General features: G+C 56.4%; 12 protein-coding genes and 1 pseudogene. 3 read left to right on the top strand and 10 right to left on the bottom strand.

What is annotated here, in order from left to right:
* Positions 1-286 precede the first annotated feature (286 nt).
* The gene (locus ACJJIR_RS03240) at positions 287-1,162 is read left to right on the top strand and encodes a hypothetical protein (protein ID WP_444907314.1); all 876 of its coding nucleotides are present in this window, start codon (positions 287-289) and stop codon (positions 1,160-1,162) included.
* Between the two features lie 57 nt (positions 1,163-1,219).
* Here the strand turns inward: ACJJIR_RS03240 and greA are convergent, their stop codons facing one another.
* The 7 genes and pseudogenes from greA to dapB all read right to left on the bottom strand — a co-directional run bounded on the left by greA (position 1,220) and on the right by dapB (position 9,977).
* A complete protein-coding gene (gene greA, locus ACJJIR_RS03235) occupies positions 1,220-1,696 on the bottom strand; it encodes a transcription elongation factor GreA (RefSeq protein ID WP_282931320.1) in 477 nt (158 codons plus the stop codon).
* Positions 1,697-1,783: 87 nt separating this feature from the next.
* Complete coding sequence (gene carB, locus ACJJIR_RS03230; RefSeq protein WP_444891977.1) at positions 1,784-5,011, bottom strand: carbamoyl-phosphate synthase large subunit; 3,228 nt, start codon at positions 5,009-5,011, stop codon at positions 1,784-1,786.
* A 380-nt stretch (positions 5,012-5,391) separates the two neighbouring features.
* Entirely contained in the window at positions 5,392-6,540 is a 1,149-nt protein-coding gene (gene carA, locus ACJJIR_RS03225; protein WP_282931318.1) for a glutamine-hydrolyzing carbamoyl-phosphate synthase small subunit, read from the bottom strand.
* A 330-nt stretch (positions 6,541-6,870) separates the two neighbouring features.
* Positions 6,871-7,446: a YfiR family protein gene (locus tag ACJJIR_RS03220; protein WP_444896134.1), complete on the bottom strand. Its 576-nt coding sequence runs from the start codon at positions 7,444-7,446 to the stop codon at positions 6,871-6,873.
* A gap of 168 nt (positions 7,447-7,614) precedes the next feature.
* Complete coding sequence (rimK, locus tag ACJJIR_RS03215) at positions 7,615-8,523, bottom strand: 30S ribosomal protein S6--L-glutamate ligase (RefSeq protein ID WP_413665891.1); 909 nt, start codon at positions 8,521-8,523, stop codon at positions 7,615-7,617.
* A gap of 129 nt (positions 8,524-8,652) precedes the next feature.
* Positions 8,653-8,937 (bottom strand): annotated as a pseudogene (locus ACJJIR_RS03210) (ATP-dependent zinc protease family protein); the annotation flags it as partial.
* 224 nt (positions 8,938-9,161) lie between these two features.
* A complete protein-coding gene (dapB, locus tag ACJJIR_RS03205; protein WP_444896133.1) occupies positions 9,162-9,977 on the bottom strand; it encodes a 4-hydroxy-tetrahydrodipicolinate reductase in 816 nt (271 codons plus the stop codon).
* Positions 9,978-10,209: 232 nt separating this feature from the next.
* Between dapB and ACJJIR_RS03200 the strand changes: the two genes are divergently transcribed.
* Positions 10,210-10,659, top strand: a complete 450-nt coding sequence (locus ACJJIR_RS03200) for a hypothetical protein (protein WP_282931315.1) — start codon at positions 10,210-10,212, stop codon at positions 10,657-10,659.
* Between the two features lie 125 nt (positions 10,660-10,784).
* Here ACJJIR_RS03200 and dnaJ read toward each other — a convergent pair whose 3' ends face one another.
* The 3 genes from dnaJ to grpE form a co-directional block, all read right to left on the bottom strand.
* Entirely contained in the window at positions 10,785-11,909 is a 1,125-nt protein-coding gene (gene dnaJ, locus ACJJIR_RS03195) for a molecular chaperone DnaJ (RefSeq protein ID WP_282931314.1), read from the bottom strand.
* A 228-nt stretch (positions 11,910-12,137) separates the two neighbouring features.
* The gene (dnaK, locus tag ACJJIR_RS03190; RefSeq protein WP_413663274.1) at positions 12,138-14,084 is read right to left on the bottom strand and encodes a molecular chaperone DnaK; all 1,947 of its coding nucleotides are present in this window, start codon (positions 14,082-14,084) and stop codon (positions 12,138-12,140) included.
* Between the two features lie 123 nt (positions 14,085-14,207).
* Positions 14,208-14,828, bottom strand: coding sequence for a nucleotide exchange factor GrpE (grpE, locus tag ACJJIR_RS03185; RefSeq protein WP_282931312.1), 621 nt, complete (start codon positions 14,826-14,828; stop codon positions 14,208-14,210).
* 228 nt (positions 14,829-15,056) lie between these two features.
* Here grpE and recN point away from each other — a divergent pair, with 228 nt between their 5' ends.
* Entirely contained in the window at positions 15,057-16,724 is a 1,668-nt protein-coding gene (gene recN / locus ACJJIR_RS03180) for a DNA repair protein RecN (RefSeq protein WP_444907313.1), read from the top strand.
* The last annotated feature ends 2 nt before the right edge of the window (positions 16,725-16,726 follow it).

The following is a 16,726-nucleotide window of genomic DNA, read 5'->3' as shown; positions in this document are numbered from 1 at the left end:
CCGATTTCAGCAAAACTGATGAAGGCGGAACAAAATTTTGGACTCCTAAGCAGTATCAGGGAAGCCACCAAAATGCATCATCCCTACTCTCTTCCTCTGCTCTTGCACTGGCGACCATGCCTTTGTAGCAGCGCTGTCCTACCTATTTACAGATATGCCTTTTCCTCCGGTGAGGTATACCTCCTGTAAAACCCCTGGCACTGGATCACTTGCCAGATTTTTCAGCCTTTTTGGCTGCTATTCCACCATGTAATGCGCATTGAAGTTTGCAGTAATGGAGACATTCATGAAAACCTTGACACCAATCGCCATAGCCTTAACTTTGGCTGTAAGCGGAACCGCTTATGCCGACTTTAACACCGCCACCCAAGATCAGGATGGAGGCCACAACCTCGGAACTATCACCCAGGTAGGTCCAAACACCTCACACAACTCCGCCATGCAGGAGCAGAATGGGGACCACAACAGCGCAGATATAGTTCATTCTGGTGAACAAAGGAGCTATGCGAGCCAGTACCAGGAAGGTGATCACCACACAGCCGAAATACTGCAAACTGGTGGACTTGAGAACGAAGCATTTAGCCTGCAGTCGGGAACCTACAATGTTTCAGAGACTATTCAGGTCTCGCAGACCGGCAGCTATTCCATGCATCAGCAGTTCGGCAGCAATCACTTTGCCCTGACCTTTCAGCTGGAAGGGGCAGGTAATATGGCTGAGATTACCCAGCACGACAGCCACAACACCGCAACCGTCACTCAGGTTTTAAGCTTTGGTTCCCAGTCGGCATTAAGGCAGCGGGGTGAGCTAAACAATGGAGACACATTCCAAACCGGTGCCAGCCACGATGCCGGTATGCGCCAATCTGGAGAATCTAACGACGGTGATATCCGCCAGATTGGTGAAGGCCACTATGCCCGTATGCGCCAGCGGGGCCACAATCACGAGGCAGATATCTCCCAGGCTGGATTCGGCAATAACGCAAGATCCAGGCAGAGAGGCCACCACAATGATGTATACCTGGGGCAGATTGGTGAAGGGCATGTGGCTATGGCACGCCAATCCGGACACAACAACAACAGTCTTGTAAGTCAGTTCGGCCAATATGAAACTGCTACAGTAATGCAGTCTGGCCATGCTAACCAGAGCTACATTTCCCAGTAGAGCTGGCAACAACAAAAAAGGGCGGCCCATGGCCGCCCTTTTTTTATCGCCTGTAATTTACAGATGTTCAACCGCATCGATTTCGTACTCCACCGCACCGGAAGGTGTTTGGACCACCACCACATCACCCACTTCCTTGCCAATCAACGCACGGGCAATCGGGGAGTTCACCGAGATCTTGTGCTTTTTCACATCGGCTTCGTCGTCACCCACAATTTTGTATGTGACTTCCTTCTCATCATCCAGGTGAATAATCGTTACCGTAGTACCGAAAATTACCTTGTCACTGGGCTCAATGCTTTTCACATCAATGACCAGAGAGTGGGAAAGCTTGCTTTCAATTTCCTGGATACGGCCTTCGATAAAGCCCTGCTTTTCCCGCGCCGCGTGGTATTCGGCATTTTCCTTCAAATCACCGTGTTCGCGCGCTTCAGCAATCGCCTGTACAACGGTAGGGCGTTCAACTTTTTTCAGATTGTCCAGCTCTGAGCGCAGCGCTTCTGCGCCTTCAACGGTCATTGGTACCCGGTTCAATGTGGGACCTCCATTATTGTTACGACGAAACCGGGCCCAGTGAGATCACGGGGCCCGGTTGGATTTCACAAGTTGGTTTTAAAGCTATTAAGACAGCTTTACGACACGCTGGTGAAGGTCTTGCAGGCGGCGAACCTGTAGCGGCTGCTCCTGGCGCATGGCCATCGCCATGGCCTGGGCCGCTGCCAGGGTGGTGGTGTAACACACCTGGTGGTTCTCGGCACTGCGACGGATATCCGCAGAGTCGCGAATCGCCTGGCGACCTTCGGTAGTGTTCACTACCAGCGCAATCTCGTCGTTCTTAATCATATCGACGATATGCGGGCGACCTTCACTCATCTTGTTGACGGTTGTAACGGGAATATTGTTTTCTTGCAAGACCTTGGCGGTGCCGCGGCTGGCAATTACTTCGAAGCCAAGCTCCACCAGATCGCGAGCTACGCCCACTGCGTCGGCCTTGTCGAAGTCACGCACAGAGATAAATGCGCGTCCGGACTCCGGCAGGCGGTCGCCAGCGGCAACCAGGCCCTTGTCGAAGGCTTCTGCGAAGGTAGCGCCTACGCCCATTACTTCGCCGGTGGATTTCATCTCGGGGCCGAGAATCGGGTCCACTTTCGGGAACTTATTGAACGGGAATACAGACTCTTTAACGGAGTAGTAGTCCGGCACGATTTCTTCGGTAAAGCCCTGCTCCTGCAGGCTGATACCCGCCTGACAGCGCGCAGCCACTTTCGCCAGTGAAGTGCCGATGCACTTGGAGACGAAAGGTACAGTACGGGAAGCGCGCGGGTTCACCTCGATCACGTAGATCTCGCCGTCCTGGTAGGCCAGCTGGGTATTCATCAAGCCAACTACGCCCAGCTCGCGAGCCATGGCTTTCACTTCTTCGCGCATACGGTCCTGCACATCCGCCGGCAGGCTATAAGGCGGCAGGGAGCAAGCGGAGTCACCGGAGTGAACACCACACTGTTCAATGTGCTGCATGATGGCGCCGATCACAACGTCCTTGCCATCGGATACCGCATCGATATCCACCTCAATAGCGGCGTTGAGGAAGTGGTCCAGCAGTACCGGCGCTTCGTCGGAAACCTGTACCGCTTCTTTCATATAAGTGAGCAGCTCGTCTTCTTTGTAGACGATCTCCATGGCGCGGCCGCCCAGTACGTAAGATGGGCGCACAACCAGCGGGTAGCCCACGTCTTTCGCCGCCTGAATGGCTTCGGAGACAGAGCGCACGATAGCGTTCTTCGGCTGCTTGAGGCCGAGACGCATGATCATCTGCTGGAAGCGCTCGCGGTCTTCGGCGCGGTCGATCTGCTCTGGTGTGGTACCGATAATCGGCACACCTTCGTTGGCCAGGTAGCGCGCCAGGTTCAGCGGAGTCTGGCCGCCGAACTGTACGATCACGCCTTCCGGCTTCTCTTTGGCAACAATTTCCAGCACGTCTTCCAGGGTTACCGGCTCGAAGTAGAGGCGGTCGGAAGTGTCATAGTCGGTGGAAACGGTCTCCGGGTTACAGTTGACCATGATGGTCTCGTAACCGTCTTCGCGCATCGCCAGAGCGGCGTGTACACAGCAGTAGTCGAACTCGATGCCCTGGCCAATACGGTTGGGGCCACCGCCGAGTACCATGATTTTCTTCTTGTCGGACGGCTGCGCTTCGCACTCCTCATCGTAGGTGGAGTACATGTAAGCAGTGGAGGTACTGAACTCAGCAGCACAGGTATCCACGCGCTTGTAAGACGGGAATACACCCAGCTTGTGGCGGAATTCGCGCACAGTCTTCTGGCTCACCCCCAGCAGGTCCGCCAGGCGGCGATCGGAGAAGCCTTTGCGCTTGAGGAAGCGCATTTGCTCAGTGGTCAGCGCCGAGGTCGGCAGTGACTTGAGCGGCTCTTCGATTTTGATCAGTTCTTCGATCTGTACCAGGAACCAGGGATCGATACCCGACAAGTCGTAAACTTCGCCGACGCTCATGCCCATACGGAAGGCGTCGCCAACGTACCAGATGCGCTCGGCACCCGGAACGGAGAGTTCGCTGCGCAGGCGGGTCTCAGCGCCGTCTTTGCTCGGGTCAATCTTGCTTTCCAGGCCGAAGCTGCCCACTTCCAGACCGCGCAGGGCTTTCTGCATGGACTCCTGGAAGGTACGGCCAATTGCCATCACTTCACCCACAGACTTCATCTGGGTGGTCAGGCGCGCATCAGCTTCACCGAATTTCTCAAAGGTGAAGCGCGGGATCTTGGTGACAACGTAATCGATAGACGGCTCGAAGGACGCCGGGGTAGCACCGCCAGTGATATCGTTCTGCAACTCGTCCAGGGTGTAACCCACTGCCAGCTTGGCCGCGACCTTGGCGATCGGGAAGCCGGTGGCCTTGGAGGCCAGTGCGGAGGAGCGGGATACTCGGGGGTTCATCTCGATCACAACTACGCGGCCAGTCTTCGGGCAAACGCCGAACTGTACGTTGGAGCCGCCGGTTTCAACGCCGATCTCGCGCAATACCGCGATAGAGGCGTTACGCATCAGCTGGTATTCCTTGTCGGTCAGCGTCTGCGCCGGGGCAACGGTGATGGAGTCACCGGTGTGTACGCCCATCGGGTCGAAGTTCTCGATGGAACATACGATGATGCAGTTGTCGTTCTTATCGCGAACCACTTCCATCTCGTACTCTTTCCAGCCGAGCAGGGATTCGTCGATCAGCAATTCGTTGGTGGGGGAGAGGTCGAGACCGCGCTTACAGATCTCTTCAAACTCCGGCCAGTTGTAGGCCACACCGCCACCGGAACCACCCATGGTGAAGGACGGACGGATAATCACCGGGAAGCCGAACTCTTCCGGCACTTTCTTCGCCTCTTCCATGGAGTGGACAATCTTGGCGCGCGGAGTTTCCAGGCCGATGGCCTTCATCGCCTTGTCGAACAGGTCGCGGTCTTCCGCTTTCTCGATAGCGTCTTTGTCCGCACCGATCAGCTCGACATTGAACTCCTTCAGGACACCGTGCTTATCCAGGTCCAGGGCGCAGTTCAGTGCTGTCTGGCCACCCATGGTGGGCAGGATAGCGTCGGGGCGCTCCTGCTCAATAATCTTGGCAACGGTGCGCCACTCCACCGGCTCGATGTAGGTGGCATCGGCCATGGCCGGGTCGGTCATGATGGTGGCCGGGTTGGAGTTCACCAGGATCACCCGGTAACCCTCTTCACGCAGCGCCTTACAGGCCTGGGCGCCGGAGTAGTCAAATTCGCACGCCTGGCCGATCACGATGGGGCCTGCGCCGATAATCAGAATGCTTTGGATATCTGTGCGTTTTGGCATCTTTCTTCCGTTCTACTACCGGCAAAGGCCGGCTGCGCTAAATTTCATTCGTTTCTTGTTAAGGAGACTCTAAACAACTCCGTGATGCCTCTGGCTTGCAGAGCGGTTCACAATCAAGGCGCGGCTTCGCAGGAATGTCTAGACCTTTCAAGAAGTCGCAACGCGGAGTGTGAATCGCTCTGCAAGCCCCGAAGGGCGGTCCTTGAAGGCTACAGCTGCTGCGTTGCAGCTCTTGCCAAGGGCTATGGCCATTCGCGGCGAGCTGCGCCTAACATCTGCAGCCTTCAAGGACCCGCAGAGGTATTACGGCGTTATTCAGAGTCTCCTTAAAACCGCCGCAAAAGCGGCGGTTAATTGCCCTACCCTGGGCGGCTACGCCCTTAGGCGCGCTCTTTCATCAAATCGATAAAGTGGTCGAACAACGGCGCCACATCGTGTGGGCCCGGGCTCGCTTCCGGGTGTCCCTGAAAGCTGAAGGCCGGCTTGTCCTTCAGGTGAATACCCTGCAAGGTACCGTCGAACAGGGACTTGTGGGTAACTTCCACATTGTCCGGCAGGCTATCGGCGTCCACTTCGAAACCGTGGTTCTGCGCGGTGATCATCACCTTGGTGCTGTTCAGGTCTTGTACCGGGTGGTTACCACCGTGGTGACCGAACTTCATCTTGGCAGTTTTACCGCCCACCGCCAGGCCCAACAACTGGTGGCCCAGGCAGATGCCGTAGGTGGGGATGCCAGCGTCCAGGATTTCGCGAATAGCGGTGATCGCGTATTCACAGGGCTCGGGGTCGCCGGGGCCATTGGACAGGAATACACCGTTGGGATTCATCGCCAGTACTTCGGAAGCCGGAGTCTCCGCCGGTACTACGGTGATGTCACAGCCGCGATCCACCAGCATACGCAGGATATTGCGCTTCACACCGAAGTCGTAAGCCACTACTTTGAAGGGCTGTTCCGGCGCGGCCTTGTGGCCTTCGCCCAGTTCCCAGGTACCTTCGCTAAAGGGGTAGGCTTCCTTAGTGCTCACTACCTTGGCCAGGTCCATCCCTTTCAGACCGGCAAATTCCTTGGCCTTGGCCAGGGCTTCTTCGCGGTCAATATTGTCACCGGCAACGATGCAACCGCTCTGTGCGCCCTTGTCGCGCAGCAGGCGAGTCAGGCGGCGGGTATCGATATCCGCGATACCGACGATATTGCGCTCGCGCAGGTAGTCCTCCAGGGACTGCTCGTTGCGGAAGCTGCTGGCCAGCAGCGGCAGGTCGCGGATTACCAGGCCGGCGGCCCAGATATCAGCGCACTCTTCGTCTTCCTGGTTGGTGCCAGTGTTGCCGATGTGCGGGTAGGTCAGAGTCACAATCTGGCGGGCGTAAGAGGGATCGGTGAGGATCTCCTGGTAGCCGGTCATGGATGTGTTGAACACGACCTCGCCAACAGAACTGCCATGGGCACCGATTGCGCGTCCTTCAAAGACACTACCATCTGCGAGCACCAGCAGCGCGGGAGTTGTACTCTGCATAAAGTTGTGGGGCATGAAAGCCTCCGACGTAGGGACAGCTTTAGTCAAATTGAACTCCAATCTTCAGAACTGCTTCCGGGCGGGGTTTGCGGGCTTCGGAGCACGCGGGCTCCTGACTGGTGCGCGCATAAAAAAGCGAGATGAAACATCGCAGCTTCATCTCGCTTTAAAAATCTGTTCACGCGTGATTCTCACAAAGTGGCCGACGGTTGCCGCCAGCTTTTTAGTAGGCTCACGCTGCGCGATTCAGCTTCGCGGCACCGGCCCAAATCGGGCGCAGATTCTACGCGAATTCACCTCTGGACGCTAGTGCAAAAATACGCCAGGCTACTTTCCCTGAAAATCTCACTCCGGCTTGCGTCCCAACCGGAAAAGACTGCTGCCCATTTTCAGCTCCGCCTTCTCCAGCATGGTCTTATTCATACGCAGGGCCACCTCCCGGCCGCTGTCGGCAAACTCGATCATACCGCCAGTGGCGGCAAAGCGCTCGGCATCGCTAACCGTCAGTACCGGGAAAAACTCCAGTGCCACCAACGCCTTGAGCAGTGTGGGGCGATCCAGGGTACTCAGCACCACAATCTGGCACTTGCGCGCCCGCAGCATCTCCTTGACCTCAATTTTCTCAAGCTCCACATCCCGCCCATCAATACGCTGATTCTTGAATCGGGCCGCCAGTGGCTCACCGAGAGAATCCCCACCCATTAGGCACACCTTGAACGGGGCACTACTGTTGGCAAAGGCATTGACCGGCCACTGTAGGTGGTAGGCGAAGTGCACTATGTAATCCACCATTACCCGCCGCCCCAAAGGCGTATCGGAGAGCTGCACCGCAGCCTGGGCACCCACACCGGTGAAAAGTACTGTCAGGAAAAGTATCAGGGCGGGAATAGTGCGGAGTGAACCTGGGCTGGATATCGTCATAGAAGCTCAAACCCTGTGGTTTGCATCTCCCGAAAGGAAGCTGCGGTGGGCTGTTACCCGCAGCGGCCAAAGCTCGCTGCGGCTCTATTTGCGCGCCAGCGAAAAGCCCGGCCACCTACTCAGGTTAGCCCAACGCAAAGGCCCCCGCCGGGACCAGAGTTACAGCGCCTAAAGATCCTCCCCCGGCAAAATCGGGCGCCACTTCAACGCCTTTTCGATAGATATGATCATGGCCCCAGCAACATCCTTGCGCGTAGCGCTCTCGATGCCCTCAAGTCCCGGTGAGGAATTGACCTCCAATAGCAGCGGCCCCTTGCGGGAGCGAATAATATCCACACCCGCCACCTTCAGCCCCAACACCTTGGCAGCCTTGACCGCCAGGCGCTTCTCCTCTGCGGTGACCTTAACTACCGAAGCCGTACCGCCCTGGTGAATATTGGCACGAAACTCCCCCGGTGCCGCCTCGCGCTGAATCGAGGCCACCACACGACCATCGATAACAAACAAACGAAGATCCTTTCCCTCCGCTTCGCGAATAAACTCCTGCACCAGGAGATTGGCCTTGAGGGACTTAAACGCATTAATCACCGATTCCCCGGCCTTGCGGGTTTCTGCCAGGACCACACCGCGCCCCTGGGTTCCCTCTAGCAACTTCACCACCAGTGGCGCACCGCCCACCATTTCGATCAGCTCGTTGGTATCCACTGGGGAATTGGCAAACCCGGAGGTGGGGATATTTAATCCACTTTGTTGCAGCAACTGCAGGGAAAATAATTTATCCCGGGACTGACTGATAGCGGCAGAGCCATTCAGGGCAAAAATATCCAGGCTCTCAAAGTGCCGCGTCAGCGCACAACCGTAAAAGGTCTGGCTGGGGCGAATGCGGGGAATAACTGCATCCAGGCTATTGAGTATGCGGCCATCCCGGTAGTGCACTTCCGGCTCATCAGGGTCGAGCTTCATGTAGCACTGGCGGATATCGAGAAAACTCATGCGATGTCCGCGTTCGGCTCCCGCTTCCATAATGCGCCGGTTACTGTAGAGATCCGGGTTCGATGCCAGCAGCCCGATGCGCAGGCCGGTACCGGCAATATGGTGCTCATCCCGATAATATTCATCCAGCTGGCTTTTCGGGATATCGCCAATACAGAAGCTCTCAGCCGGATCTACCAGCATTCGCCCAATCATGGCTTCGCGCCCCAACAACATGCGATAGCCCATGCTGTCCCGATTGGTCAGGGTCAGTTCGATATCCCAGACACTGCCACCAATGGAAATAGAGGTACGAATTACCGGGCGCTTTTCACTTTCACCGGAGGAGCTGCGCACCAGCCTTTTATCCAAAAGCCTCGCCTCACAGCGCACTGAAGGGCGGCGCTGGTGCTGCAGTGGATGCGCCTCAAAACTCACCCAGGGTTCGCCATCGCGCTTGAAGGTATGGATGTTATAAGCGTGCAAACAGGAAGTTTTAGCCCCGGAGTCCACACGCACCTTAATCGCCGGGACGCCGAGTGCGGGAAGCCCGCACCACTCTTCGCTGCCGACAATCAGCTTTCTTTCCAATCGAGGTTCCTCAAAGGAAGGTTACAGGGTGACCGGTCGAACGAATGTCGCCGGCCTTTTAGTTTTACCCGCAAAAATGGCGGGCAAATGAAAATCGAAAATTTCTTTCACAGCGCCCCTGCAGGCGCTGAATTTATTTACTCTTTGTAAGATTAGTTAAGGCCGAGCACATCGCGCATATCGTAATGCCCAGGCGCCCGCGCACTCCCTTCCTCTCCCATCATCCACAGTGCCGCGCGCACAGCACCGCGAGCAAAAGAGAGCCTGCTGCTGGCGCGGTGGCTAATTTCGACCCGCTCACCTTCCGCCAGAAACATCACCGAATGCTCACCCACTACGTCACCACCGCGCACTGTGGCAAAACCGATAGTATCCCTATCGCGGGCACCGGTTTGACCTTCGCGACCGTAAACTGCCACTTTATCCAGGTCGCGCCCCAGAGTTTCCGCAATCACTTCTCCCATACTCAGTGCCGTGCCGGAAGGTGCATCCACTTTGTGGCGATGATGGGCTTCGACAATCTCGATATCGGCCTCTTCCGCCATTACCCGCGCAGCAGTTTCCAACAATTTAAAGCACAGGTTTACCCCGGTGGAAAAATTACTGGCGAGGCACAGCGGCACCTGACCCGCATAAGCCAATACTTTATTTTTTTGCTCGCTATCAAAGCCCGTGGTGCCGATTACAATGGGGAGGTTTTTCTCCGCACAATAGGCAGTATTTTCCACAGTTGCTTTAGGGGCAGTGAAATCAATAAGTACGTCAAAGTCCGCCTTATCGAGGCTGTCCACAATAGCGAGACCGCTGCGGCCTAGACCGGCAACTTCACCGGCATCGGCGCCGACCAAGCTGGAGCCAGGCCGCACTATAGCCGCTGACAGTTCGGCCTTATCAGACAGGGACAAAGCCTCCGCCAACGCTCGTCCCATTCGACCACCAAATCCCGTCACCGCCACTTTTACCGCCATCACAGCACTCCAGTCCAAATCTTTAAGGTTCTGGATTCTACAACGCACCCGGTAGAGCGCATAGATACCAGTAAGCCAGTATTAGCGAGTCCAAAAATCGCTAGTCACTCCGCAAAAGTAAAACAAAAAGAAATATCCACATATTTTTAAATTACCAAGAGGATACTTGCGCAAAAAGCGATATCAGCGGCCACTGCTACGCTTTACTGTGAGGGGTAAATGGAGCGCCAACATGCGACTGATGATCCTGTCCAACCATCTACCACACATCATGGTGGTAGTGATCTCTCTGAGCCTGGCTTTTGGCAGCACGCCGGCATCTGCCCAGCAGCAAAATGCCAATCCAGACTTTTGGGAGAAGTATGATGATATTACCGATTGGGTGACGCTGCGTTTGCAGCTCACCCCGGGACAGGAAAAAACCGTATTACCCATTATGCAAAAAAGCTTCGCAGAGAAAAAAGCGGTGCTGGAAAAATACGGATTACTCAGTGGTGAAAAGGTCGCTCTAACCCCCAAGCAACGCGGCGAAATTGGCGCTCAATTCGCAGCTATCAGCCTGGAAACACACAAAGAATTGGAAGGTATTTTAAATAAGGAGCAACTGCGCAAAGCGCAAAAAATCCAACAGGAATTCCTGAGTGAATTCGCAGCCCGCTTGAGAACCAAAACGTCCCAATAGAAGGCATTCCATTGGGGGGATAAAACTCACCCGGAAATAAAAAAGGCCCGAAAGCTAATGCTCTCGAGCCTTTTTAAATAGGCAACCCGCAAAACAATTTAAGGTTTTGCCGGTGCTAACAGCGATTAAAGCTTCATATCACCAAAGAAGTTTTTCACTCCTTCAAACCAACCGGTCTGACGCGGTGAATTTTTCTTTTCGCTGAGGGTATTAGAGAACTCTTGCAACAAGTCTTTTTGCTTGCCGGACAGGTTCACCGGTGTTTCTACCACAACGCGACACAGCAGGTCGCCGGTTGCACCACCGCGAACCGGGGAAACACCCTTGCCACGCAGGCGGAACAGCTTGCCGGTCTGGCTTTCCGCAGGAATCTTCAGCTTCACTTTACCGTCGAGAGTCGGCACTTCCAGCTCACCACCGAGGGCAGCGGAAACGAAACTAATCGGCACTTCGCAGTAGAGGTTCTTGCCATCACGCTGGAACAGATCGTGCTCTTTTACCACTACCTGTACATAGAGGTCACCAGCGGGGCCGCCATCGGGCCCGGCTTCACCTTCACCAGACAGGCGAATGCGATCGCCGGTATCCACACCGGGCGGTACCTTAACGGACAGGGTTTTGGTTTCCTCTACGCGACCGCGACCGTGACAGCTGCCACAGGGATCGGAGATAGTGGTACCGCGACCGCGACAGTTGGGGCAGGTTTGCTGAACAGAGAAGAAACCCTGCTGCATACGCACCTGGCCAGCACCACCACAGGTGCCACAGGTTTGCGGAGAGGAACCGGGCTTGGCCCCGGAACCGCTACAGGTACCACAGGCTGCCAGAGTCGGAACGCGAATCTTGACCGTGGTGCCGCGCACCGCGTCTTCCAGGTCCAATTCCAGGTCATAGCGCAGATCGGAACCGCGAGCAGGGCCGCCGCGACGGCCACCGCCGCCACCACCGAAGATATCGCCGAACACATCGCCAAAAATATCGGAGAAGCCACCGAATCCACCAGCGCCGCCACCGCCCATCTGGCCTTCCACACCGGCGTGGCCAAACTGGTCATAAGCTGCGCGCTTCTCGGAATCCGACAAAACCTCGTAGGCCTCATTGGCCTCCTTGAATTTGTTCTCAGATTCCTTGTCATCGGGGTTACGGTCCGGGTGAAACTTCATTGCCACCCGGCGGTAGGCTTTTTTCAGCTCTGCATCCGAAGCGCCGCGCTCGACGCCGAGGACTTCGTAATAATCGCGTTTCGACATAAAACTATGTTCTCTGGTCCGGCATCAAGAACGGCCAAACTCTCTTTCTACTTCTCGGTTTCTAACTAAGCTCCGCGAACGGAGCACCACCAAAACTGCGAAAACTCGGCAAATATTGGCGGATACCTGAAACAACACAGGGCGCGGGCCTCTGAAAGTAAGGCGCCGCGCCCCTGAAGTTCTCCGGCGGCCACTTTAAAAGCTGCCGCCGGAATTGCAAGCGAACGCTTACTTAGCTTCTTTTTTGTCGTCCTTAACTTCTTCGAACTCTGCGTCTACCGCGTCGTCGCCAGCGGAGGACTGCTGCTCGCCCTGGGCGCCAGCACCAGCGGCACCTTCAGCACCAGCGGCTTGAGCCTGCTCGGCGTACATCTTCTGGGCAACCGGACCAGAAGCTTCTGTCAGCTTGGTAGTTGCAGCTTCCATAGCGGCCTTGTCATTGCCTTTAACTGCTTCTTCCGCTTCGGTAACAGCCGCTTCAATAGCTGCCTTCTCTTCAGCGGTAGCTTTGTCGCCAGCTTCTTCCAGAGTCTTCTTAGTCGCAGAAATCAGGCCATCGAGCGTGTTGCGAGTCTGCACCAGCTCTTCGAACTGCTTGTCCGCTTCGGCATTGGCCTCAGCGTCCTGAACCATCTTATCGATCTCGTCCTCGGACAGACCAGAGGAAGCCTGAATCACGATGGACTGCTCTTTGCCAGTGGCCTTGTCCTTCGCGTGTACGTGCAGGATACCGTTGGCATCGATGTCGAAGGTTACTTCGATCTGCGGCATGCCGCGTGGTGCCGGTGGGATATCGGCCAGGTCGAAACGACCCAGGGATTTGTTCTGTGCTGCCTGCTTGCGCTCACCCTGAACCACGTGAATGGTTACCGCAGTCTGGTTGTCATCCGCAGTGGAGAAAACCTGGGACTTCTTGGTGGGGATAGTGGTGTTCTTGTCGATCAGCGGAGTCGCAACACCACCCATGGTTTCGATACCCAGGGTCAGCGGGGTTACGTCCAGCAGCAGTACGTCTTTAACGTCACCGGACAGTACGGCGCCCTGGATAGCAGCACCCATGGCAACGGCTTCGTCGGGGTTAACGTCTTTGCGCGGCTCTTTGCCGAAGAACTCGGTTACTTTCTGCTGAACCATTGGCATACGGGTCTGACCGCCTACCAGGATCACTTCGTCTACACCGGAAGCGGACAGGTCGGCGTCTTGCAGAGCGATTTTTACCGGCTCCAGGGAGCGGGTAACCAGCTCTTCTACCAGGCTTTCCAGCTTGGCGCGGGTCAGTTTAACCACCAAGTGCTTGGGACCAGTGGCATCTGCAGTGATGTACGGCAGGTTGACTTCGGTCTGCTGGCTGGAGGACAGCTCGATCTTGGCTTTTTCCGCAGCTTCTTTCAGGCGCTGCATTGCCAGGGGGTCACCTTTCAGGTCGATGCCCTGGTCTTTCTTGAACTCGTCTGCGAGGTATTCGATCAGGCGCAGGTCGAAGTCTTCACCACCGAGGAAGGTGTCACCGTTGGTGGACAGTACTTCGAACTGCTTCTCGCCGTCTACGTCGGCAATTTCGATGATGGAGATATCAAAGGTACCACCACCCAGGTCGTATACCGCTACAGTGCGGTCACCGCCCTGCTTGTCCAGGCCGTAAGCCAGTGCAGCGGCAGTCGGCTCGTTGATAATACGCTTAACGTCCAGGCCCGCGATGCGGCCGGCGTCTTTGGTGGCCTGACGCTGGGAGTCGTTGAAGTAAGCCGGTACGGTAATTACTGCAGCTTCTACTTTCTCGCCGAGGAAGTCTTCCGCAGTCTTTTTCATTTTCTTCAGGACTTCGGCAGAGATCTGCGGCGGAGCTTTTTTATCGCCTTTCACTTCTACCCAAGCGTCGCCGTTGTCAGCTTCAGTGATGGTGTAAGGAACCATCTTGATATCTTTCTGGACAACGTCGTCTTTGAATTTACGGCCGATCAAACGCTTAACCGCAAACAGAGTATTTTGGGGATTGGTCACCGCCTGACGCTTGGCAGACTGACCTACCAGGATTTCGTTGTCGTCAGTGAAGGCAACAATAGAAGGTGTAGTGCGATCGCCTTCGGCGTTTTCGATTACACGCGCTTTGTCACCATCCAGTACCGCTACACAGCTGTTAGTGGTACCCAGGTCGATGCCGATAATTTTTCCCATCTGTAAAATCCTCTTTTGATGCGCGCTGCCAGCTATGTTCTGTTTACACCGCGCGAATAATTCTTGATGTCAGCTATATTGGTGCCGGCCGCTAAATTTCAAGGCCGCTTTACACTTCTGCCTTTACGGCGCTTTGCTGACCACCACCATGGCCGGGCGAACCAGGCGGCCATTGAGGCGATAACCTTTTTGAAACACATCCAGAACCGTGTTCGGCTCCACCTCGCCGTTGGGCACCTGGGTCATAGCCTGATGCAGTTCTGGGTCGAAGGGCTCACCGGCCGGATCGACAACTTCCACAGCATTTTTCGTCAGGGTTTCAACGAAAGATTTGTGGGTCAGCTCGATTCCTTCTACCAAGGCCTTGTTGGCTTCGTCGGCCGTATCGATCGTCGCCAGTGCGCGCTCGAGGTTGTCCACTACAGGCAGCAAGTCCTGTAGCAACTTCTCTACCGCAAATTTGCGCGCGCGCTCGATATCCTGTTGCGCGCGGCGACGGGCGTTCTGCTCTTCCGCCTGGGCGCGCAGGGCCATATCCTTGTGCGCTGCCAGCTGCTCCTGCAACTTGATAATTTCCTCGTGCAGGGCATCGGCACCTTCGGCCTCTTCCCGCAGGGCTTCCTCGGCAAGTTCGCTTTCTATAGAGGAAGGGTCTTCAATCTCTGCTGAAACGCCCTCGTCTGTAGCTGGTGCGTGCTCCGCCCCCTCTTTAATCTGATCTTCTTCGCTGCGCTCTCTGGCCACTGCTTTCTCCGTCGCGTCGACTCTGTCAGTAATGTGAGTTGAGCCCGTCTCTCGGGCACTGGAGCCTATATGGGGACATCCCCGCACAGTTCAAGTGGTTTTTCGCGCTAGCGCACATCCTCAGAGTAATGTGGCCCCGCCCCTATAGCTAACCGGGAACGAATACTGTATAAATAACCACTAATTGGGCCGGGCGCCCGCCGATTAGCAAGGACACAAGCGATCTCTATGCTGCTGCATCTGTCTATCAGCCAATTCACCCTGGTGGACCAACTGGAGTTGGAGTTTGGTCCCGGTACCAGCACCCTGACCGGCGAGACCGGCGCGGGTAAGTCAATCACCCTGGATGCCCTCGGCCTGGCGCTGGGCGGTCGCGGCAGCGCTGAACTTGTGCGCACCGGCGCCAATCGCGCCGATATCAGCGCCACCTTTGATATCGCCGAGCACCCCAGCGCCGCCAGCTGGCTCGAGTCCCAGGAGCTGGACGCCGGGCAGGAGGTCATTCTGCGCCGCACTATCGGCGCCGACGGCCGCTCCCGCGCCTATATCAACGGCCAACCGGTCACCCTCCTGCAGCTACGCGCCCTGGGCGAGCAGCTAATCGATATCCACAGCCAGCACGAACACCAATCCCTGCTGAAGAAAGAAACGCACCTGCGCCTGCTGGATGAATACGCCCAGGCCCAGGAACTCGCCGCAGAGACTCGCAGCCGCTTCAAAACCTGGCGGGATCACTATCGCCGTTATCGCACACTGGCCGACAGCGCCGAGGAAGCCGAAGCCCGCCGCCACTTGCTGGAATACCAGCTTAAGGAACTGGATCAGCTGGGCTTGAGCGAAGGGGAAATAGAGTCCCTCGAGAGCGAACAGCAACAGCTGGCCAATGCGGGGGAAATCCTCAGTGGCAGCTACCAGTTGGCCGCTTTCTTGTCCGGCGGTGAGGGCGATATCGCCGAACAGCTGCACCGCGCCCTGCAACTGCTGTCCTCCATGCCCGGGCAGGCTCCGGCCTTAGTGGAAGTGGCACAGATGCTCGACAGTGCGCGCATCCAGGTGGATGAGGCCGCAGCCACCCTCTCCCGACATATCGATCGCTTCGAGATGGACCCTGAACGGCTCTCCGAAGTTGAAGACAGGCTCAGCGCCATCTACCAGGCGGCGCGCAAACACCGAGTCCAACCACAGGAGCTGCCGGCACTACAGCAACAGTTACAGGCAGAGCTGGACGATATCGGCAGCCCAGATGCCCTGGAGCGCCTTGCCGCAGATTGTGAACAACTGGAAAAGCAATATAGAAAAGTTGCCGGCAAGCTCAGCAAGCTGCGCAGTAAAGCGGCAACTTCGCTGGCGGAGGCCGTAAACGGCCAGCTGGCCGACCTGGCCATGCCTCACGCTCGAGTAGAGCTATCACTACAAGAGCTGGATACGCCCAATAGCCAGGGACTGGAAGAAGCGGAAATATTAATTTCCACCAACCCGGGCCAACCGCCTCGTCCCCTGGGCAAGATTGCCTCCGGCGGTGAACTCTCCCGGGTCAGTCTGGCAATCCAGGTGGTAACTGCGCAAACCTCCCGCACCCCCACCCTGGTATTCGACGAGGTGGATGTGGGTATCGGCGGTGCCACCGGTGATGTGGTGGGCCGCCTGCTGCGTCAACTGGGAGAAACCCGCAATGGCCGCAGCGGCCAGGTGATCTGTGTGACCCACCTGGCCCAGGTAGCGGCGCGAGCCCACCGCCAATACCTGGTGGAGAAGCACAGCGATGGCGAAAGTGTTTTTGTGGCACTGCGCGAACTCACCAACGGCGAGCGCCGCGAAGAAGTGGCGCGCATGCTCGGCGGCGCCCCCACCGCCCAATCCCTGGCTCATGCCGAGGAAATGCTGGAGAGAATTTAACT

It is taken from the genome of Microbulbifer maximicatervae (SeqCode), from assembly GCF_052467385.1.
This window is presented reverse-complemented; position numbering and strand designations above follow the sequence as displayed.